The 17909-nt window shown below is 68.2% G+C and carries 19 protein-coding genes and 4 pseudogenes; 8 read left to right on the top strand and 15 right to left on the bottom strand.

Annotated elements, in window-relative coordinates; translation table 11 throughout:
- Window positions 1-1223: 1223 nt before the first annotated feature.
- From KCH48_RS40455 to KCH48_RS40440, 4 genes are all read right to left on the bottom strand, one after another.
- Window positions 1224-1784, bottom strand: coding sequence for a DinB family protein (locus KCH48_RS40455; RefSeq protein WP_210582628.1), 561 nt, complete (start codon window positions 1782-1784; stop codon window positions 1224-1226).
- 442 nt (window positions 1785-2226) lie between these two features.
- Window positions 2227-2637, bottom strand: a complete 411-nt coding sequence (locus tag KCH48_RS40450; protein WP_374104754.1) for an NUDIX domain-containing protein — start codon at window positions 2635-2637, stop codon at window positions 2227-2229.
- A 270-nt stretch (window positions 2638-2907) separates the two neighbouring features.
- On the bottom strand, window positions 2908-3306 hold the full coding sequence (locus tag KCH48_RS42725; RefSeq protein ID WP_246886654.1) for a hypothetical protein: 399 nt from the start codon (window positions 3304-3306) through the stop codon (window positions 2908-2910).
- Between the two features lie 94 nt (window positions 3307-3400).
- Complete coding sequence (locus KCH48_RS40440; RefSeq protein ID WP_210582626.1) at window positions 3401-3991, bottom strand: transcriptional regulator; 591 nt, start codon at window positions 3989-3991, stop codon at window positions 3401-3403.
- Between the two features lie 58 nt (window positions 3992-4049).
- On the opposite strand from KCH48_RS40440, the gene KCH48_RS40435 reads away from it, so the two are divergent.
- Complete coding sequence (locus KCH48_RS40435) at window positions 4050-4619, top strand: dienelactone hydrolase family protein (RefSeq protein ID WP_210582625.1); 570 nt, start codon at window positions 4050-4052, stop codon at window positions 4617-4619.
- Between the two features lie 12 nt (window positions 4620-4631).
- On the opposite strand, the gene KCH48_RS43555 is transcribed toward KCH48_RS40435, so the two are convergent.
- The 4 genes and pseudogenes from KCH48_RS43555 to KCH48_RS40420 form a co-directional block, all read right to left on the bottom strand.
- The gene (locus tag KCH48_RS43555) at window positions 4632-4808 is read right to left on the bottom strand and encodes a hypothetical protein (protein ID WP_374104753.1); all 177 of its coding nucleotides are present in this window, start codon (window positions 4806-4808) and stop codon (window positions 4632-4634) included.
- A pseudogene (locus tag KCH48_RS40430) lies at window positions 4792-5382 on the bottom strand (IS5 family transposase); the annotation flags it as partial. The gene KCH48_RS43555 and the pseudogene KCH48_RS40430, both read right to left, overlap by 17 nt.
- 15 nt (window positions 5383-5397) lie before the next feature.
- Window positions 5398-6060: a response regulator transcription factor gene (locus tag KCH48_RS40425; RefSeq protein WP_210582624.1), complete on the bottom strand. Its 663-nt coding sequence runs from the start codon at window positions 6058-6060 to the stop codon at window positions 5398-5400.
- 52 nt (window positions 6061-6112) lie between these two features.
- Window positions 6113-7414, bottom strand: coding sequence for a sensor histidine kinase (locus KCH48_RS40420; RefSeq protein ID WP_210582623.1), 1302 nt, complete (start codon window positions 7412-7414; stop codon window positions 6113-6115).
- Between the two features lie 255 nt (window positions 7415-7669).
- Here KCH48_RS40420 and KCH48_RS40415 point away from each other — a divergent pair, with 255 nt between their 5' ends.
- From KCH48_RS40415 to KCH48_RS43550, 6 genes and pseudogenes are all read left to right on the top strand, one after another.
- Window positions 7670-7882 carry a hypothetical protein gene (locus KCH48_RS40415; protein WP_210582622.1) on the top strand — a complete coding sequence of 71 codons (213 nt, stop codon included), beginning with the start codon at window positions 7670-7672 and terminating at the stop codon, window positions 7880-7882.
- Window positions 7879-8147: pseudogene (locus KCH48_RS40410) on the top strand (ATP-binding cassette domain-containing protein); the annotation flags it as partial. The gene KCH48_RS40415 and the pseudogene KCH48_RS40410, both read left to right, overlap by 4 nt.
- Before the next feature lie 343 nt (window positions 8148-8490).
- Entirely contained in the window at window positions 8491-9222 is a 732-nt protein-coding gene (locus KCH48_RS40405) for a transposase family protein (RefSeq protein ID WP_307841086.1), read from the top strand.
- A gap of 52 nt (window positions 9223-9274) precedes the next feature.
- Window positions 9275-9450, top strand: a pseudogene (locus KCH48_RS42720) (ABC transporter ATP-binding protein); the annotation flags it as partial.
- Between the two features lie 211 nt (window positions 9451-9661).
- Complete coding sequence (locus tag KCH48_RS40400; RefSeq protein ID WP_210582621.1) at window positions 9662-10852, top strand: serine hydrolase; 1191 nt, start codon at window positions 9662-9664, stop codon at window positions 10850-10852.
- 447 nt (window positions 10853-11299) lie between these two features.
- Window positions 11300-11638, top strand: coding sequence for a hypothetical protein (locus tag KCH48_RS43550; protein ID WP_210582633.1), 339 nt, complete (start codon window positions 11300-11302; stop codon window positions 11636-11638).
- A gap of 158 nt (window positions 11639-11796) precedes the next feature.
- On the opposite strand, the gene KCH48_RS40390 is transcribed toward KCH48_RS43550, so the two are convergent.
- The gene (locus KCH48_RS40390; protein WP_282615247.1) at window positions 11797-12672 is read right to left on the bottom strand and encodes an aldo/keto reductase family oxidoreductase; all 876 of its coding nucleotides are present in this window, start codon (window positions 12670-12672) and stop codon (window positions 11797-11799) included.
- Between the two features lie 37 nt (window positions 12673-12709).
- On the opposite strand from KCH48_RS40390, the gene KCH48_RS40385 reads away from it, so the two are divergent.
- Window positions 12710-12925, top strand: coding sequence for a hypothetical protein (locus tag KCH48_RS40385; protein WP_210582620.1), 216 nt, complete (start codon window positions 12710-12712; stop codon window positions 12923-12925).
- Between the two features lie 3 nt (window positions 12926-12928).
- Here the strand turns inward: KCH48_RS40385 and KCH48_RS40380 are convergent.
- From KCH48_RS40380 to KCH48_RS40355, 6 genes and pseudogenes are all read right to left on the bottom strand, one after another.
- A pseudogene (locus KCH48_RS40380) lies at window positions 12929-13150 on the bottom strand (IS110 family transposase); the annotation flags it as partial.
- A 90-nt stretch (window positions 13151-13240) separates the two neighbouring features.
- Window positions 13241-13816 carry an SRPBCC family protein gene (locus KCH48_RS40375; RefSeq protein WP_210582619.1) on the bottom strand — a complete coding sequence of 192 codons (576 nt, stop codon included), beginning with the start codon at window positions 13814-13816 and terminating at the stop codon, window positions 13241-13243.
- Window positions 13817-14043: 227 nt separating this feature from the next.
- The gene (locus KCH48_RS40370) at window positions 14044-14994 is read right to left on the bottom strand and encodes an alpha/beta hydrolase (protein ID WP_210582618.1); all 951 of its coding nucleotides are present in this window, start codon (window positions 14992-14994) and stop codon (window positions 14044-14046) included.
- Between the two features lie 32 nt (window positions 14995-15026).
- On the bottom strand, window positions 15027-15971 hold the full coding sequence (locus tag KCH48_RS40365; RefSeq protein ID WP_210582617.1) for an NADP-dependent oxidoreductase: 945 nt from the start codon (window positions 15969-15971) through the stop codon (window positions 15027-15029).
- Window positions 15968-16834, bottom strand: coding sequence for a helix-turn-helix transcriptional regulator (locus KCH48_RS40360; protein ID WP_210582616.1), 867 nt, complete (start codon window positions 16832-16834; stop codon window positions 15968-15970). The genes KCH48_RS40365 and KCH48_RS40360 overlap by 4 nt, the downstream gene beginning before the upstream one ends.
- Before the next feature lie 416 nt (window positions 16835-17250).
- Window positions 17251-17643 carry a nuclear transport factor 2 family protein gene (locus tag KCH48_RS40355; RefSeq protein ID WP_210582615.1) on the bottom strand — a complete coding sequence of 131 codons (393 nt, stop codon included), beginning with the start codon at window positions 17641-17643 and terminating at the stop codon, window positions 17251-17253.
- Between the last annotated feature and the right edge of the window lie 266 nt (window positions 17644-17909).

Genomic DNA, 17909 nt, shown 5'->3' with positions numbered 1-17909 from the left:
CCCCCGCCCGCCCCCCCCCCCCCGCCCACCCCCCCCCCCCCCCCCCCCCCCCACCCACCCCCCCCCCCCCCCCCACCCCCCCCCCCCCCCCCCCCCCCCCCCCCCCACCCCCCCCCCCCCCCACCCCACGCCACCCCAACCCCCCCCCCCCCCCCTCACCGACCACCAATACAACCTCCTCACCCAAGACCACTACTACGACACCACCCGCATCTGGCACCACACCCAACTCCACCCCGGCCCCGGCTTCCCCCACCGCTACGCCACCAGCACCCCCTGGTACACCCACCACCTCACCCACACCACCACCTAACGACGTCACCAACCAGGCCCACCCGAACAACACCCCCCAACACACCACCCCCCAACACACCACCGGCAGAAACCACCACACCCACCCAACACACCCCAGCCACAGCCGCCCTCACCTACGACAGCAACCCCCGACCAAGCGGAGACAGTCACCGACACACCGGTCAGGACACGCCACAACCCGCCAGTGACGGTGACACTCCCGGCACGCATGTGCACATCACCACCCGCCCCAACGGGCAAGGACACAGTTTCGGGAGTCGGATCAAGATCAACACATGCCCCGCAGCTCACAGTCGAACCGGGCACCAAGAAACGGCCACCCAGCCAGAATCAGGACAGCGAACACCGATCCAACAAGAGAGAAGACGCCAACGTCAGCAGGCGAAACGAACCTTCAGCGACCAGACACCACATACCACAACAAACACAACAACAGCGCCAGCGCCTCCGTCCCTCCGGGTTCTTACCGGCACACGAGACCCACTGACACCAGCCACACCGACCCGCCCAGCCCCCGGCCCGCTTACCTACCTCTTCCGCGCCAGAGCGTGAACCAAGCGGCGAAGCCCCCGTCGTACGCGGGACGGACGCGAGCGGAGCAGGCGACGAGCCTCCCCACCAACGTGACCCGCGCCGCCAGGGCTTCGCCCCCAGTGAGCGTCAAGCGACAGGACCGGCACCCTGCGTTCCGCCTGTGCCCAGATCTCGACATGCGCATCATGAGCAGTAATACGGAACGCCTCTACATAAGAAACCAAAGCCGCGCTCATCACCCCGCCCGTCAGACCCCCGCCGCGCATACGCACAGCCAGCCACGCAAAGAAACCCAGAGCTGCGCCAAGGCCGGCAACCAGCACCAGGAACGGTAAGAACGCACCCACGGCCGCGGCCTTACTGGCCGGCCCTCGTCACTGACCCACCCTCCCGTCGACGCACTCCCGCAAGAGGTCGGCATGGCCACAGTGGCGGGCATACTCCTCAATCCGGTGCACCATCAGCTCCCGGACCGAAGTGCCGTCCTTCCCCAGACGCTCCCCGAGATCCGGGTACTCGGCCAGCGCGGCGTCGGTCGCAGCCTGCTCACGCGCCAGATCGGAATACGCGGCGTCCACCAGCGCCTGATCGGCGACAGCTCCATCGAAGTCCGCATCGCGCCCGCCATACAGCCTCGGCAGCGGACCCCCCTCGCTGATCCAGTTGCGCCAGTCCCGTTCCACCTCGGCGAGGTGCCGGAGCAGTCCGAGCAGCGACATCGTGGACGGCGGAACCGACCGACGGGCCAGTTGCTCCGCGTCCAGACCCTCGCACTTCATCGCCAGGGTCATGCGATACCCCGTCAGGAAGTCCAGCAGCGTCGCCAACTCCCCGTCCGGACTGGGTCCTTCGCTGTTACGGGGGTCGTCGTCCGGATCAGCCCACATATCGGGATAGATAGTCGCCTGGCTCCAGCGCGCGGGGTCGTCATTCATGCGCGCCATATTCGTCGGTGAGGGTTCAAACGCGCTAGTGGAACAGGCTTGAAGGGTTCTTGGCGGGAATGTTCTGGCAGGTCCCACGGCGATCTGGCGAGCGCCGCGGCCGGTCAGCCGAACAACACCTTGCACTCGACAGCGGCGGGTCCACCATCTTCAGCGTTCCCGTGCTTCGCATGAACGACCTGCCTGCGTCCGTCCGACTCAATACCGTTCTCCACGAGTTGGTCACGATCCTGCGATAGAGCGGGCGACGGCGAGACACCGACGATCAGCTGACCGGAGCCCGACATGCGACGGCGTCCGCCCCGGGGTCCTGGGGCGGACGCCGTCAGCATGTGCGGTGGTCACAGGAAGCGGGCGACGATCTTCTTCATATGCTGCTCGAAGACCGCCGCGACGTCCGGCTCGAGCCGGGCGAGCGTGACCATGCCGTTCCCTATTGCCAGCCGTGTTCAGCGACAGGGCCGGCCCCATTGAGGTAGCCGAGTAGCCCCTCCTCCGGGTACTCGATCACGTCGTCCGGCGGCTCGGACACGGTGAACCATTCGAGCGCGAAGCACTTCTCGGGCTCCTTGCTGACCGGCTCGCCCTCCCACCCGGTGGCTTCGTAGAAGAATCCGATCCGCGTCGTCTCCTCGTCCTGGCGGTGATGGACGACCTGAACAAGGCGAAGATGAGCCGGGTCGACGATGACACCGGTCTCCTCGTACAACTCGCGGGCGGCACCAAAGGAAAGAGGTTCACCCTCGTCGAGCCTGCCCGACGGCATGTGCCACCGGCCACGACCGAACGGCCCGCCACGCTGAGAAAACAGGACCTTGTCGCCGTCGCGAACGAAGACGTGCATACCGACAACTGGCCGTGCCGGTTGTCCGCTCATGTTCCCTGAGGGGCCTGGTGGGCTCCTGAGGCCACCGACGCCAGCGACAGCCTCGGCATGCCGTCGGCGATTCGACGCGCTACATCCGATCGAGCACAACTGCCGATGCCGAAGAGAAGAACCGCAACCCCTCTGCTCATCAGGCAGGCCGCAGCGCCGCCATACAGCTCGACTTCCCGGCCAGGGCCGGAGGGACCGAGGTGAAATCGGTGAGTGATACCGCGTGCCGCAATGCGCTCAGCGACGAGGCCAGGACCGGCGGCGAGAATCACGGCCAAGTCCGGGAGCACAACCCGGTCGCTGACCGCAAGGAGGAACTCCAACGGGACGCCCTCGAGCCGTTACACGACGAGCGACGAGCGACGAGCGACGGTAACGGTCCCTGATGATCAGCTCCCCGGCACGCACGGCCGGTCCTATCCCGGTCTCGATGTGCTCGTAACGGTTCGCTGCCACCAGACAGGCGAGCGCCAGGCCGTAGATCTGGTTGGCATGACTGCACGTAAACTGGCCCAGGGCACTGCGCGTCGGTCCGACGGTCCGCCGGGCCGGACGGCCCTGCGCGGTGAGACGGTCGTGGAGGGCCTGCACAGTGGTGGACTTGCCCACGCCACTAGGCCCTGTTCGATAGGTCATGTGACTTGGCGGATTGCTGCCTTAGATGGGGCGAGGGGGTGAAGGTTCGGGTGTTGCAGGTCGCGGCTGCGGACGCCAAGACCTGCGAAACCGATCAGTCGGGGTCCTTTGCTGGGGCCTCAGCCTCTGGCAGCGCCGGATAGTCGGTCGGGTAGAGCCCGGCAGCGAAGCCGTACACCACATCGCCTCCGCGCGGGAGTTGCGCGTAGTCGTTGGCGAGTTCCAGGACCCGTGTCCAGAACTCGCGGGCCTGTTCCCGGGGGATCCGCACATGGCGCACGATCGAGGAGAGTTGATCTGCCTTGTGTGCGGGGGCCGACTCGGCGGCGGCCGTGGCGAGATCGTTGTTGCAGTAGGGCGCCTCGGCCTCGCCGCTCTGGCTGACCGTGCCGACGCGGAAGATGCGCGCGGTGCGGCCGTAGTAGCGCTCGTCGATGGCCCGCACCCGGCGGGTCCGCACGACCTTCAGCAGCTGGGCATCCGCCAGGGCGCTCACGTGGTGCGCGACCGTGCTCTTCGGGCGGCCGAGTGCGGCGGCCAGTTCGCTCACGGTCGCGGCGCGTTCGAGGAGCAGCTCAAGGATGGCGTTGCGCAGTGGGTTGGCCAGCGCGCGAAGCTGGGCCGGGGCTGTCACATCTGTGACGTCGGCAAGGTCGTAGTCGGGGAAACGGGTATTGTTCGACACCTCTCGATTATTCTAGAGTTCCGGATCATTCGCCACCCACAAGGCAAGGGGTTCGGACATGACAGAGGTCGTACTGTTCCATCACTCGCAGGGGCTGACTCCCGGAGTCGCCGATTTCGCCGACGAAGTCCGGGCGGCCGGCCACACCGTCCACACGCCCGATCTCTTCGACGGGCGAACGTTCGGCTCCCTTGAGGAGGGCATGGGCTACGTCGAGCAGATCGGCTTCGGTGAGATCACCGAGCGTGGTGTCCGCGCGGCCGAACACCTGCCGCAGGACGCCGTTTACGTCGGCTTCTCGCTCGGTGTGCTGCCCGCCCAGAAGCTGGCGCAGACGCGGGCGGGCGCGCGGGGCGCGCTCCTGTTCCACGCCTGCATCCCCGTCTCGGAGTTCGGTGCGGCATGGCCTGACCGTGTGCCGGTGCAGGTGCATGCGAAAGAGACCGATCCGTTGTTCGCCGAGGACATCGGCGCTGCCCGCGCGCTCGTCTCCGACTGCGCTGACGCGGAGATGTTCCTGTATCCCGGAGACCAACACCTGTTCGCGGACAACTCGCTGCCCTCCTACGACCCGGACGCTGCCAAGCTCCTGACCCAGCGGGCGATCGAGTTCCTCCGCTTGCGCTAGGTCGTTGGCGGGTCATGCGCAAAGCCAGAGGCGCAGGGCTGCGACGGTCACGGTGCCGTGAAAGACGTACGCCCTCTTGTCGAAACGCGTGGCCACTGCCCGGTTCGCCTTCAATCGGTTGATCAGCCGCTCGACTTCGTTCCTGCGGACATAGCGCGCCGCATCGAAGCCGGTGGGCCTGCTGGTCACGGCGTTCGGGGATGGTGTGCTTGATCTGCCGACGCCGCAGGTAACGGCGGTTGCGGCGTGATGAGTACGCTTTGTCGCCGCTGAGATGGTCCGGCCGGGTGCGGGGACGGCCGCCGTCCAGTCGAGGCACGCGAAGGCGGTCGAGAACCGGGATCATCTGTGGGGCATCGCCCCACTGACCGGGGGTGACCAGCACGGCCAGAGGCCGCAGACCGCCCTCACCAGCCAAGTGAATCTTCGTTGTCAGGCCGCCGCGCGAACGGCCCAGCGCCTCGTCGGAGCGGTGCTGAGCGGGCCGGGTGCGCTTGCCCGTTTTCCGTGGCGCCTGCTTGCGTGCGCCGACGGCGTGTTGATGAGCACGCCACACTGTGGAGTCCACACTCACCATGGACCAGTCGATCCGGCCATCCGCGTCGGCCTCGGCCTGGACGGCCCGGACGATCCTCTCCCAAGTGCCATCCGCGGACCACCGCCGGTGCCGGTCGTAACAGGTCTGCCAGCTCCCGAACCCCGCCAGTAGCCTGAACCCAAGCAACTCGACTCCACCCAACTCGGGGCAGGCCGGAGCCTCCATTCGAGCCGGGGCGGTTCAACAAGCCAGCCGCCGTAGATCCTCCGTATACCACAGGACGGCCGCGACCCGGCGGTCCACCTGGTCCGTCGAACACAGATCGAGCTTCGCGAAGATGCTGCGGATGTGCTTGTGGACGGCGCCGTCGGTGACGACGAGTTTCTCGGCGATGGCGGAGTTACCCAACCCCTCGGCCATCAGGGCGAGTACGTCCCGTTCTCGGGGGCTGAGCCGTTCCAGGCGGGTGTCCTGGCGGGAGCGGGTGAAGAGCTGGGCGACGACCTCCGGGTCGATGGCGGTGCCGCCACCGGCCACGCGCCGTAGCGCGTCCAGGAACTCCTCGACCCGGCCGACCCGTTCCTTGAGCAGATAGCCGAGGCCGTTCACCCGGCCGCCGAGCAACTCGGTGGCGAAACTCTGCTCGACGTACGCGGACAGCACGAGCACAGCAAGGTCGGGCCGTCGGCGCCGGGCCTCGACGGCGGCGACGATCCCCTCGTCGGTGTGGGTCGGCGGCATCCGTACGTCAAGGATGGCGACGTCCGGCTTGTGCACGTCGATGGCTACCAGCGCCTCCTCGGGGGTACCCGTGGTGGCCACCACGTCGAGCCCCTCCGCGCGCAGCAGCAGGGCGAGCCCCTCACGCAGCAGGGGATCGTCCTCGGCTATCACGATCCGCATGTCAGGCTCCACAGGGTCCACAGGTCGGGCTCCACAGGTCGGGCTCCGGTCGTCACGATCCACAGGGAAGATCCACTGTCAGGACGGTCGGGCCACCGGGCGGGCTGGTCAGGGTGAGGCCGCCGTCGTGCGCCGCGATGCGGCGACGGATGCCGGTGAGCCCGGAGCCGCCGTCCTCTGCTCCGGAGCCGAAAGCCCGGGAGTTGCCCCCGGCGCCGCCCCTGCCATCGTCCTCGACGGACAGCACAAGTCGGCCCCCGCCGCCGCGTGCCGTGACGACGGCGTGCCGGGCGCCGCTGTGCTTGGCGATGTTGGTCAGGGCCTCGGCGACCACGAAGTAGGCGGCCGCCTCGACGGAGGCGGCGCAGCGTTCAGGCACGTCCACGTCGATCCGGCAGGGAACCGCGCAGTTCGCGACGAGACCAGAGAGCGCGCCCGCGAGGCCCCGGTCAGCCAGCACCGGCGGCAGGATGCCGCGGGCGACTGTACGCAGTTCGGCCAGCGCCTGTTCGGCGGCGGACTGGGCGCGTTCCAGGAGTTCGTCGGCGCCCGCCGGATCGCGGGCCACCATGCGGCGGGACGCCCCGATCAGCACGGCGAGGGAGACGAGCCGGTTCTGCACACCGTCGTGCAACGAGCGTTCGATGCGGCGCAGTTCGGTGGCGTGAGCGTCCAGGGCGGCGGCACGTGTGGCGGTCAACTCAGCGACGCGCAGGGACAGATCGACGTCGGGACCGGCCGACAGGAACCGTCGCCCGAGGCCCGCCTGGAGACGGGCCATACCGGGCGTCAGCCCCAGGATGATGACGATCCAGCCCACGCCCAGCAGCGTCACGGCGACGGCGTCCGGCCAGGTGTGCGCGTTTCCGATGCCCACGGAGGTGGCAGTCGCGCCCTCGGGCATGAACGTCCAGTACAGCGGGAAAGCGGTGTCCCGCACCGCGAAGACCGGCAGCAGGACGCCGAGCAGTCCCAGCAGCGCCCCCACGGTGGAGTGCCGGACCAGCCAGCCCAGTTCGCGGCAGGTCGTGCGGTCGACGAGGGCGGCCCGCAGCCGCGTGGGCGGGGGCTCCGGGGCGGCGACCTCGGGGCCCCAGCGGGCGAGCCGGCCGCGTTCCCGGCCGGCCAGGGCGTGCAGGGCGCGCAGGAGGGCGGGTGCCATGAGCAGCCCGACGCCGACGACGCTCGTCGCGGCGGTGAAAGTCAGCCACAGCAGCAACAGCATGGCGAGCAGAGCCGTGTTGAGCCCGGATGCCAGCTGCGCGATCGCCTCACCGGCGGCGCTCAGGCTTCGTAGCGCGATGTCCTGGAAGCTCTCGCGTCGGTCTGCTGCTCGACTCCTGCCCGCTGTCATGCGAACGACCCTATTGCCGCCCCAGAATCCGGATGAAGGCCGTACTTATCCACGGACAAGTTATCCGTGGCAAACCATGCGATGCAGGCGAGTGCGCCGTCACCCAAGCGGCGGGGCAGCACAGCCTGCTGTACCCCGAACCGGGCGGGCTGCGGGATCTCCGCCAGGGGCGCTGATCCGTAGCGTGGGTGACGACAGCAGGAACGGCACACGGCCACCGAAGGACCACCCCACAAGACTCGGGGAGCAGTCCCCATGCAGCACTCGACGACCCCCGATCCCGCCCACCGGCTCAGCTCCGGGGACATCGCCGACACCCTGCTCTGGATGGTGGTGGTGGCCAGCGGGCTCGCCAACATGGCGGCCTCCTTCGGTGGCGCCGACACCTGGGTGCACCTGGTGTGCGGCGCGATCACCGTCCTGTGCGCGGGCACTCTCGTCGTACGGAACCTGCGCGGCCGGCGATGAACGCCGCCAGCAATGCCGTCGGCGCCCCCGCCATCGCTCTGGAGGGCGTCAGCACGGCCTACCCGGGCGGCGTACGCGCCCTCGACGACGTGTCGTTGACCGTGGAACGCGGCACTACCTCGCCGTGATGGGCCCCTCGGGATCCGGCAAGAGCACGCTGATGCACTGTGCCGCAGGGCTCGACTCCCCGACGTCGGGAAGCGTCTGCATCGACGGTCACGAGATCGCCGGGCTGAACGAGTCCCGCCATACCCAACTGCGCCGGTAACGCGTCGGGTTCGTGTTCCAGGCTTACGACCTCGGGGGAAATTTCGATCACCCCCGTGCGGGCCGTGACATGAGAAGGACCGCACGGGTTGGCTGAGTTGTGAAGCTGACCCGGGCCCGTGCGGTCTGTTCCCATCCTGCCCTGTCTGGTGCTCCCGCGCACATTTCGGCGAGTTGTTCGCCGAACTCGCCGGACCGTGGGAAGCGGCCCGCCAATCCGCGCTGCGTGCGGCACGGGGTGGCCCGCACCGACGGGCGGAAGGGGCTGGGCGCAAGCCGAAGCTGGTCTTCTTCGGCTGCTGGTCACCCTGGTCCACCTGCGCCACCAGCTGCCCCACGCAGTGCTCGCCGAGCTGTTCGCCGTGGACCGCTCCACCGTCTCCGAGGCCGTCCGTCAGGTCCGTCCGCTCCTCGCCGCCTGCGGGTTCGCCGTGCCCGACCTGGCGGGACTGCGGCTGAAGACCCTGGCGGACGTCTTCGCCTATGCCGAGGCCGAGGGCGTCGAACTGCGGATGGACGGGGCCGAGACTCAGGTCCGCCGCCATCAAGCCGGGCGCCCGGGCCGCCGGGCGCGCGTCTCCGGCAAGCGCAGGCAGAACACCATCAGGACCACCACGTTCAGCGACGGCCAGGGCCGCACGCTGCTGTCCGGCGCGGTACGGCCGGGCCGCATGCACGATCAGACCGCCCTGCGCACCGCAGGCATCGCCGAGCAGTTCCGGACCCGTCCCACGGTCAAGGCCAAGGTCGACTCCGGGTACCAGGGACTGGCCAAGCAGTTCCCCGGCCAGGTCAGCGCACCGCCGAAGAAGTCCGCGGACGAGACGTGTGACGGCGACAAGTACGCCTGGCAGGAGGCCAGGCGCCGCCAGTCGTCGGCCCGGATCTGCGTCGAGCACACCAACGCCGAGCTCCGCCAGTGGGCGCCCCTGCGCAGGTTCACCGGACGGCGCCACACCTACGCCGAGACCCACCCCGCGATCGCCGGTCTCGTCTCCGACCGATCCACCCAGCGCGCAACCCGCCGACAGACCCGCACCGAGCTCGTCCTCGTCCGCGACACCGCCTGCTGATCACCCACCAGCCGAACCACCAGACCAGCACGCCCAGATCTCAATTTCCCCCGAGACCGTCAACCTGATCCCCTCCCTCTCCATCGAGGACAACATCACGCTGCCGCTGAGGCCGGCGGGCCGACGGCGGACCGCGACTGGCTGCGGACGCTGGTGGAGCGGGTCGCACTCGCCGACCGGCTGAGTCACCGGCCGGCGGAGCTATCCGGCGGCCAGCACCAACGGGCCATGCGAAGGCTCTGGTGGGGACGGTTCTCTCTGGGTCGAAAACCCATCCACCAGGGCCGGGGCCCGGTCAATACAGCAGGCGCTACCCGTTCCGGGGTGACCGCACCCCACCGGTCGGCCAGCCTGCTTGATCGTGGCGCACGGCCGGAGTTCCTAGCGTGATGGTCATGTCAGGACAGTGGCCTGAACGAACGCAAGGAGTCCGCGACCAATGAAGACCGAACTCATCTCCCGTGTGGTGACCACGACATTGGCAACCGCGCTGGCCAGTATCGCCCTGGCAGTTCCCGCCGACGGCGCGACCGCAGCCGTTTCGGTGCGCGGCGGGACGCACCACGCGTCAGACAGCTCGGCGCTGAAGGCACACGTGGACACCATCATGAAGACGGGTACCGTCGGGCTGGTCGTACGCTCGAGCGGACCACACGGTACCCGGAACGCCACCGGCGGGGTGGCCGACCAAGCAACTGGGGACCGTGCACGTCCCGGCGACCGGTTCCGGATCGCCAGCACCACCAAGACGTTCGTCGCCACGGTGGTGCTGCAACTCGTCGCCGAGGGACGCCTTTCGCTGGACGACACCGTGGAGCATTGGCTGCCCAAAGTGGTCTCCGGCAACGGCAACGACGGCAGCAAGATCACCGTCAGGCAGCTGCTCCAGCACACCAGCGGACTGTTCGACTACACGGCGGACTTCCCCGAGTTCGCCAGCAAGGCCGGATACCAAGCCAACCGCTACGCCACCTGGACCGCCGAGCAGCTGGCCGCCATCGGCATGCGGCACGCCCCGAATTTCCCACCCGGCACCGGCTGGAGCTACTCCAACACCAACTACGTCCTCGCCGGAATGATCATCAAGAAGATCACCGGGCACGACTGGACCCAGGAGGTCACCGCGCGAATCGTCCGCCCGCTGGGCCTGTACGACACCCTCGCCCCAACGACGGACCCGCGGATCCCCGGCCGCCATCTGCACGGCTACTCAGCCTTCGACGAGGCGGGTCCGGAGATCGACGTCACCGCGCTCAACCCTTCCGCCGGGGGTGCCGCGGGCGCCATGATCAGTACGACGGCCGATCTGAGCCGCTTCTACCAGGCGCTCCTGGGCGGCAAGCTGCTGCGCCCCGCGCAGCTGGCGGCGATGAAGACGACGGTACGGGCCTCGGAGCTGGATCCCGGGTGGGCCGGCGCACGCTACGGCCTTGGCCTGATGGAGGTCCCGCTGTCCTGCGGCGGTGTCTACTACGGTCATGGCGGCGACATTCCCGGCTACACGACCCGCAACGGATTCAGCGCTGACGGCCGCCGTGGCGTGGTCCTGAACGCGTCCGGCGACGGCTCCTCGGACTCGTCCAGCCAGCAGACAGAGAACGACCTGATCGACGACGAGCTGTGTAGGTGAGGATCAGCTGACGTACGAGAACCAACCGTGTGAGAACTGCTGATCAGGCTGTGACGGCACCCGCTTCGGAGCCGTCACAGCCATTCTCGCTCGTCACGAGTCCGGCGCGCCGTCGGCGCCGTGATCCGAGGCAGGGCCCGGCATACTGCCGGGCCCTGCCTTTCGTCGTCCCTTTGCCATGTGCTGGGGGTACCAGTCACGCTGCCGGTGGCCGGCCGCCCGGCAAGCCGTACCAGCCCGCCGTCGCACAGGCCGGCGACCTGCCGCACTACGCGATCATGTGTGACCAGTGGGAGCGCCGCAGCCAGGGCGAGGGCTCCAAGGGGCAGCGGTACTGCGACTGGGCTGGTTCGACGTGGTCCTGCCCGGCCAGGAGCCCGCCGACGGCTTGCCCATCATCCGCTCATCCGCCGCTCCACCAGGAAGAAGCAACTCGCGGGCGGGCGTGTGGACTTCGAGTACGCCTACTTCCTCGTGCACCACCGCCGCGACGCCGCCTTGCCGGAGGCCGTGTGCCGGGCCAGAGTGTGCTGGAAGATCGAAGAGAACAACGAGCAGGCGAAACAGATCACCGGGCTGGGCCAGTACCAGGTCCGCCGCTGGAGCTCCTGGAACCGTCACGGCACCTGCGCGATGCTCGCCCTGGCCTTCCTGACCGTCCAACGCGCCCAGCACCCCGAACAGCAAGCCGCACCGGAGAACGACGCGGTCTCCGATCACGAAGTTGATCAGGACGATGAGCAGGGAAAGTCCGGACAGACCAGGGAGACCAGCGCCTACCGCTGATCCGCCTGACCGTCCCGGCACTCGCCGGCGTGCTCGCCGCCACCGCCCCCGCCGGCCACCACGAGCTCGCTTACCACCTGCAGCAGCACCACTGGCGAGCCCTCCATCAAACCCGGGCAACCGCCAGCCACTACAAATGGCGTTCAGCTACGGGGCATTCAGCGGCCGATGTCGTCCAGCTCGGTCAAGTCCTCATGCGAGAGGGAGAGTCCCGCGCCGGCGATGTTCTCGCGCAGGTGCGCTGTCGATGACGTGCCGGGGATGAGCAGGATGTTCGGTGATCGCTGCAGCAGCCAGGCCAGTGCGACGGACATCGGTGTCGCCTTCAATCGAGCGGCGACCGCCGAGAGCGCCGAGGACTGGAGCGGGGTAAAGCCCCCGAGGGGGAAGAAGGGCACGTACGCGACGCCTTCGGTGGCGAGCCGGTCGATGAGCTTGTCGTCGTGGCGGTGGGCGAGGTTGTACATGTTCTGCACGCACACGATCGGCGCGATGCTCTGTGCCTCGGTGACCTGCTCCTCGGTGGCGTTGCTGACCCCGAGGTGGCGGATCAGGCCCTGCTGCTGGAGTTCCACGAGCGTCTCGAACGCCTCGGCGAGCGAGCCGGGCTGGGGACCTTCGGCGTTGCCGAGTCGGAGGTTGACCAGGTCGAGTACGTCGAGCCGGAGGGACTTGAGGTTGTCGTGGACCTGGCGGCGCAGATCTTCGGGTCGCCGGGCCGTGGGCCAGCCACCCTGTTCGTCGCGGGTCGCGCCCACCTTGGTCACGATGTGCAGCGACTCGGGATAGGGGTGCAGTGCCTCGCGGATCAACTCGTTGGTGACGCGCGGCCCGTAGGCGTCGCTGGTGTCGATGTGGGTGATACCGAGGTCGACCGCCGCTTCGCGCAGAACGGCCAGGGCGCCCTCGCGATCGGCGGGCGGCCCCATGACCCACGGGCCGGCCAGTTGCATGGCGCCGTAGCCGAACCGGGTGACGGTCAGGTCACCCAGAGTCCAGGTGCCGCCGGGCAGAGAGAGGGAGGGTGTGCTCATGCTGTTGTCTTTCGTCGTGCACGTGGGGGGTGCCCCTATGCGGTTCGTCAAGGAAATCGGGCTGCATCAGAGACGTGAGCCCAGGCAGCATGGCGGTGCGTCTGATCTGCCGTGGGACGACGTCCAGTACTTCTTCGACCTGGATGAGATGGGAACGCTGCCGGATCCGGAGGGCGATCACGGGTATCCGGTTCTCGGGTTCGATGTTGAAGCCGAGCGGGTCGTTCTCCTGGCTGAACGGCCGGTCAGCTGACCGCTATGCCGACTGTGGTTCGTAGAAGGTGCCGTCGGGGAGCATCGCGAAGAGCACGTCGGCCCGGCGGCGGGTGAGGCAGAGCAGGGCGTGAATGTGGTGCTTTCCCTGGGCGATCTTCTTGTTGTAGTAGGCCCTTGATGCCGGGTCGGCCAGGGAGGCGAACGCGGAGAGGAAGAAGGCCCGCTTCAGCTTTTTGTTGCCGCGGCGGGAGGGCTGTTCACCGCAGCGAAGAGTTTGCGCTGGTCGAGGATGGAAAGCGGCGGCTTCAGGACACGACTGCACCCTGGATTGTGAAGGGCTCGATAACTACGCCTACGAGCGGTTTTCTTCCGATTCGATCACTTGCAGGCACCTCGCGAGGGCGGCCACCATGTATCGGCGCCAGAGTGGAGCGAATGGACCGGCGAGAATCCAGCGACGACCCGGAAGAGGCTTGAATTCGTAGGTCCACCGAATGAGGGTGCCATCGCCGTCGGGATTGAAGTTCCATTCACCTCGAACGCCTGCCGCGAGTCGGGAGAGGATGTTCGTGAATCCCGTCAGCTGATACGCAAAACTAGAGCCTTCCGTGTACTCGATCAACTGTTCGTCGGCCTGTGACCCGTCGTCGAACTGCGGGTTCCTGGTGGGACCGACGTGATCCCATGCTTCGGTCTGGTTTGCCACACCTTTGACACCGGGAAAGGGTGCCACCCGGTGGAAAACGCTCGACAGGTCGATGGGAACGATCAATCGGAACGCGTTGGCGGGCGCCACCGAGGTTCGCTGCTGGACTGTGATCGGAACAGTGTTGTCGGTTGGGCCGATAAGGAGGGGTATCGCCTGGACCACTGCGGCTCCCTGAGGCTCGGTCGTTCTCTTCCCCGCGATCGGCTTCTTGTCGGACATCGATGTTCTCCTGTCTTGGTGATGTGAAGCACCTGTGTGCCGGCGCCGAGGCGCTTCAGGGGCGACTCGAGGTAGGGACAGCCCGGCATTCCGGCGGGCCCTTTCCTCGCTGAACCAGGGACCGTTCGATGAACGGTTCAAGTTCCGTATTGCGTGCCTTGTCGCCGCCACCTGAAACGGAGGCGTCTCCTTGGGTTGGTAAGTGACAGCAAGCCGCTGGTCACCGCTCAGATCGACTTGAGCACCCGGACCCGATCGGCGATGGCGCGTCGCGCGACGTCGGTGTCGAAGGCGATGGAGTCGAACTCGTGCGGGGCGCCGGGGTGGAGGTGGAACTCCACCGGCACGCCGGCGCGGCTGAGTTTGGTCGCGTAGGCGGTGTCCTCGTCGCGGAACACGTCGAGTTGGCCGACCTCGATGTAGGCCGGCGGCAGGCCGGTCGCATCCTCGAGACGGGCGGGAGCTGCCGTGGGCGGGACATCGGGGCCGCCGGCGGCCTCGCCGAGCAGGGCCGGCCATGCGGTGAGGCTGTCGTCGTAGGACCACAGAGCGTAGGGCTCGATGTGGGGGTCGGGGGTGGTGGTGCGGTCGTCGAGCATCGGCATGAGCAGGATCTGCCGGGCGATCCGCGGGCCGCCGCGTTCACGGGCGAGGATGGTCAGGGCGGCTGCCATGCCGCCTCCGGCGCTGTCGCCCATCACACCGATGCGGTTGGCGTCGACGCCCAGCTCGGCGGCGTGTTCGTGCAGCCAGCGCAGTGCGGCGTAGGCGTCTTCGAGCGGTGTCGGGAAGGGGTGCTCGGGGGCGCGGCGGTACTCGACCGACAGCATCGGCACGCCGCTGGCGGACACGTAGCGGGAGACCGGTCCGTCGAACAGGTCGATGTGGCCCAAGATGTATCCGCCGCCGTGGAAGAACAGCACGGCCGGGCCGGGCTCGGCGCCGTCCTTGACGTACCAGCGCATTTTGATCTGTGTGCCGTCGTCCGCGGTCGCGTAGTGCTCGTGGGTCGTCACGTCGGCCGGGATCGGCTGCGCGGCTCCCGCGGCGCCGATGATCGGTTCCCACATGGCGCGGCGGCCCGCGATGTCGCCCACAGCCGGCGGCTTGGCCTCGGCCATCGCGCCGGCCATCGGGGCCAGCGCCTCGGCGATCTCGGGATCCAGGGACAGTGTCATGGTCGTTTCCTTTCGAGGCTGGTCGGTCGGTGTCAGGCGGCGGGCGCAACGATGACGACCTTGCCGTGCAGCTCGCCCGTGGCGGCCTGGGCGTGGACCGCCGGCAGCTCCGCCAGCGGCACCCGCTCGGCGACGTCGACGCGCAGCTCGCCGGAGTCGATCAGTGCCACCAGCCGCGCCAGCTGGTCGGCGTCGCTGCGGACGAACAGGTCGATGCCCCGCACGCCGCGCTCCTCGTCGCTGGGTGCGGGCATCCACACCGTGGTGTTCACCAGCACTCCACCGGGACGGATCAGGGCGGGCAGCGCGGCCAGCTGCGACGGGTCGATCGGCGCGAGGTTGAGCACGACGTCGACCGGCCCGGTCACGGCCTCGGTCACCTCGGTGGTGGTGTGGTCGATGATCTCGTCGGCGCCCGCCGTCTTGACCTGCTGGCTGCTGCGCCCGCTGGCCGTGGCTATCACGTATGCGCCGGCGTTCTTGGCCAGCTGCACGGCGTAGCCGCCGACCGCTCCGCCCGCGCCGTTGACCAGCACGCGCTGACCCGCCGTCAGCTTGGCGTGATCGAACAGCGCCTGGTACGCGGTCAGGCCCACCACCGGCAGCGCTGCGGCGTCGGCCGGCGGGACGCTCTTCGGCGCCGCCGCGAGGATCTCGGCCGGGGCGATGACGTACTGCGCTGCGGCGCCGGGCTTGCCCATCGGCAGGAAGCCGACAACCCGGTCGCCGACCGTGACGCCGTCGACGCCCTCGCCCAGCGCGTCGATGGTGCCGGCGACGTCGAGGCCGGGAGTGTGCGGCAGCACCACCGGGATGGGGCCTTGCATGAAACCGCCGCGGATGTTGCCGTCGACGCCGTTGAACGACGTCGCGGCGACCCGGATCCGGACCTCACCGGCCCCGGGGACGGGCTGCTCCACGTCCTCATAGCGCAGGACGCTCGGGTCGCCGTACTCGTGGAAACGCACTGCCTTCATGGGAAATCCTTTCGAAGCACTCTTGGGTCATGCCATGCCTGAGCGCCTACGGCGGGCAGGAGTTGGAGCTTTTCGTAGCTGGGTGTGCCGGGTGTGGCGGAGAAGACGAGGAGTTCCTGGGCCTGGTCGGGATCGATCAGGCGCTGGCAGTACAGCTCCAGTTCGCCCAGTTCGGGATGGCGGTAGCGCTTGAGGTCGTTGTGGTGGGTGACGTCCACCTCGTGCAATCGCCAGATCTCGGCGAACTCGGGGCTGACCTCCAGCAGTGCGGCGACGATCTCGCCGGCCCGGCCCGTGGGCTCCGCCGTGTACTCCGTTCGGATCTCCACGGTGAAGACCCTGCCTCGTAAGTCGTGGTCCTCGACGGGGTAGAGGTCGCGTTGCGCCGGGTCGGTGAACCAGCGGTAGACCAGGTAGCGGGACATTCCGCTGAAGCGGGTGTAGTCGCCCAGCAGGGCGACCGCGGGACGGGTCTGCAGCAGCGCCTCACCGAAGCGGGACATCACCAACGCCGGTGTGTCCGCGAGCCGTTCGACGATGCGCATCATGGTGGGGCCGACGTGGTCTTCGCGCAGCTGCCGTCGCGGCGCGGAGTGCCCGGCGAGGTCGAAGAGGTGGTCGCGCTCGCTCAGGCTGAGGTGCAGTCCCCGGGCGAGCCCGGCGAGCACCTGCTCGGACGGCATCGGACCGCGCTGCTGCTCGATCCGGCTGTAGTAGTCGACCGACATGCCGGCCAGCGCGGCGACCTCCTCGCGCCGCAGCCCACCGGTACGACGCCGCGACCCGCGGGGAAGCCCCACGTCCTCCGGCTGCAGCACCTCCCGGCGTGCCCGGAGAAAGTCGGCCAGCAGCGCCCGATCCATGTCAGCCTCCCTTGTTCGACTGAGCAAGCGTGGCGTGGATCAGAACCCGGATGAAGGCCTCACTTATCCAGGGACAAGTTGTCCGTGGCAAACCATGCGATGCAGGAGAGATGACCCGCCTGTTCGTCACGGCGCACCAGATGTTCATTCCACGTCATCGGCAAGTGGCGGACGTCTTGCCGGTGCAGTCGGCTTTGGACCGGTGCGGTACACCCGAGGACGTGGAGGTCGTCGGACTCGGCGTCGGTGAGCTGCAGTGTGCTCGCGGTCCCGGCGCGAACGTCGCTTACCGTAACGGCCGGGGTGCTCTGTCACTACTAAGAGGCCCCGCTGTCATGCGTCGGTCCTCGCGCGATCACCCGATCAGGAACCCTGTTCGACCAAGCCATCCCCGTGATCGATAAGCGGATGGCGTCTCAGCCCTTGAGGGCTTCCTGGAGGATGTGACTGTCGGCGACCTGCCGCATGCTGACGGCCTTGCCGTCACGGACGGTCCAGAGGTGGATGAACCGGACGTCTGCCTTGTCCCCGCTCTTGGTCTCGGCGTGGTAGTGCCCGAACACGAAGACGTGGCCTTCGTCGTCCGCGTAGAACTCCTCGGGCCCCGGCCCGAAGGACGCGATGTTCGGCATCGGCGTGCCGAAGAAGTCCTTCGCCACGCTGTCCCAGCCGTGGTAGACGCCGCTGTTCGGAAAGCCCGGGGTGATGTCCCAGACAAAGTCCGGGGCCATGACCTCCTTGATGACCTCGGGCGCCATTCGGGATTCGTAGACCCGGCGGATGAGGGCGAGGTCGGGGGAGTCGGACATGGTGCGCTCCTTGCGGGGATAGGGGAATCGGATACGGAAAAGCAGGCCTTGTGATCAGGCGGGGCCAGTCGGTAACGGCGGCCCCGGACCCGCCGGGGATCGGGTATCCGCCCCAGCACTTCGGCCAGGGCGGTGAACTGCTGCGACTCCGGACCGGGCCAGCGGAGTCGATGTCCTCGTGGTGGCGCTGCAGGACACCGATCAGGGAAGATGACACGCGAACGCATCCCCTGTTCGTGATCAAAGGATTCGACAACCTTGATCAT

It is taken from the genome of Streptomyces sp. GESEQ-4 (assembly GCF_017948455.1).
Taxonomy (GTDB): domain Bacteria; phylum Actinomycetota; class Actinomycetes; order Streptomycetales; family Streptomycetaceae; genus Streptomyces.
This window is presented reverse-complemented; position numbering and strand designations above follow the sequence as displayed.

What these genes read in the sequence shown, in the direction of transcription:
- KCH48_RS40455 (WP_210582628.1), bottom strand. Translation starts at nt 1,784, where the DNA reads ATGAATGACGACCCCGCGCGCTGGAGCCAGGCGACTATCTATCCCGAT.
- KCH48_RS40450 (WP_374104754.1), bottom strand. Translation starts at nt 2,637, where the DNA reads ATGCACGTCTTCGTTCGCGACGGCGACAAGGTCCTGTTTTCTCAGCGT.
- KCH48_RS42725 (WP_246886654.1), bottom strand. Translation starts at nt 3,306, where the DNA reads ATGACCTATCGAACAGGGCCTAGTGGCGTGGGCAAGTCCACCACTGTG.
- KCH48_RS40435 (WP_210582625.1), top strand. Translation starts at nt 4,050, where the DNA reads ATGACAGAGGTCGTACTGTTCCATCACTCGCAGGGGCTGACTCCCGGA.
- KCH48_RS40425 (WP_210582624.1), bottom strand. Translation starts at nt 6,060, where the DNA reads ATGCGGATCGTGATAGCCGAGGACGATCCCCTGCTGCGTGAGGGGCTC.
- KCH48_RS40420 (WP_210582623.1), bottom strand. Translation starts at nt 7,414, where the DNA reads ATGACAGCGGGCAGGAGTCGAGCAGCAGACCGACGCGAGAGCTTCCAG.
- KCH48_RS40415 (WP_210582622.1), top strand. Translation starts at nt 7,670, where the DNA reads ATGCAGCACTCGACGACCCCCGATCCCGCCCACCGGCTCAGCTCCGGG.
- KCH48_RS40400 (WP_210582621.1), top strand. Translation starts at nt 9,662, where the DNA reads ATGAAGACCGAACTCATCTCCCGTGTGGTGACCACGACATTGGCAACC.
- KCH48_RS40390 (WP_282615247.1), bottom strand. Translation starts at nt 12,672, where the DNA reads ATGAGCACACCCTCCCTCTCTCTGCCCGGCGGCACCTGGACTCTGGGT.
- KCH48_RS40385 (WP_210582620.1), top strand. Translation starts at nt 12,710, where the DNA reads ATGCGGTTCGTCAAGGAAATCGGGCTGCATCAGAGACGTGAGCCCAGG.
- KCH48_RS40375 (WP_210582619.1), bottom strand. Translation starts at nt 13,816, where the DNA reads ATGTCCGACAAGAAGCCGATCGCGGGGAAGAGAACGACCGAGCCTCAG.
- KCH48_RS40370 (WP_210582618.1), bottom strand. Translation starts at nt 14,994, where the DNA reads ATGACACTGTCCCTGGATCCCGAGATCGCCGAGGCGCTGGCCCCGATG.
- KCH48_RS40365 (WP_210582617.1), bottom strand. Translation starts at nt 15,971, where the DNA reads ATGAAGGCAGTGCGTTTCCACGAGTACGGCGACCCGAGCGTCCTGCGC.
- KCH48_RS40360 (WP_210582616.1), bottom strand. Translation starts at nt 16,834, where the DNA reads ATGGATCGGGCGCTGCTGGCCGACTTTCTCCGGGCACGCCGGGAGGTG.
- KCH48_RS40355 (WP_210582615.1), bottom strand. Translation starts at nt 17,643, where the DNA reads ATGTCCGACTCCCCCGACCTCGCCCTCATCCGCCGGGTCTACGAATCC.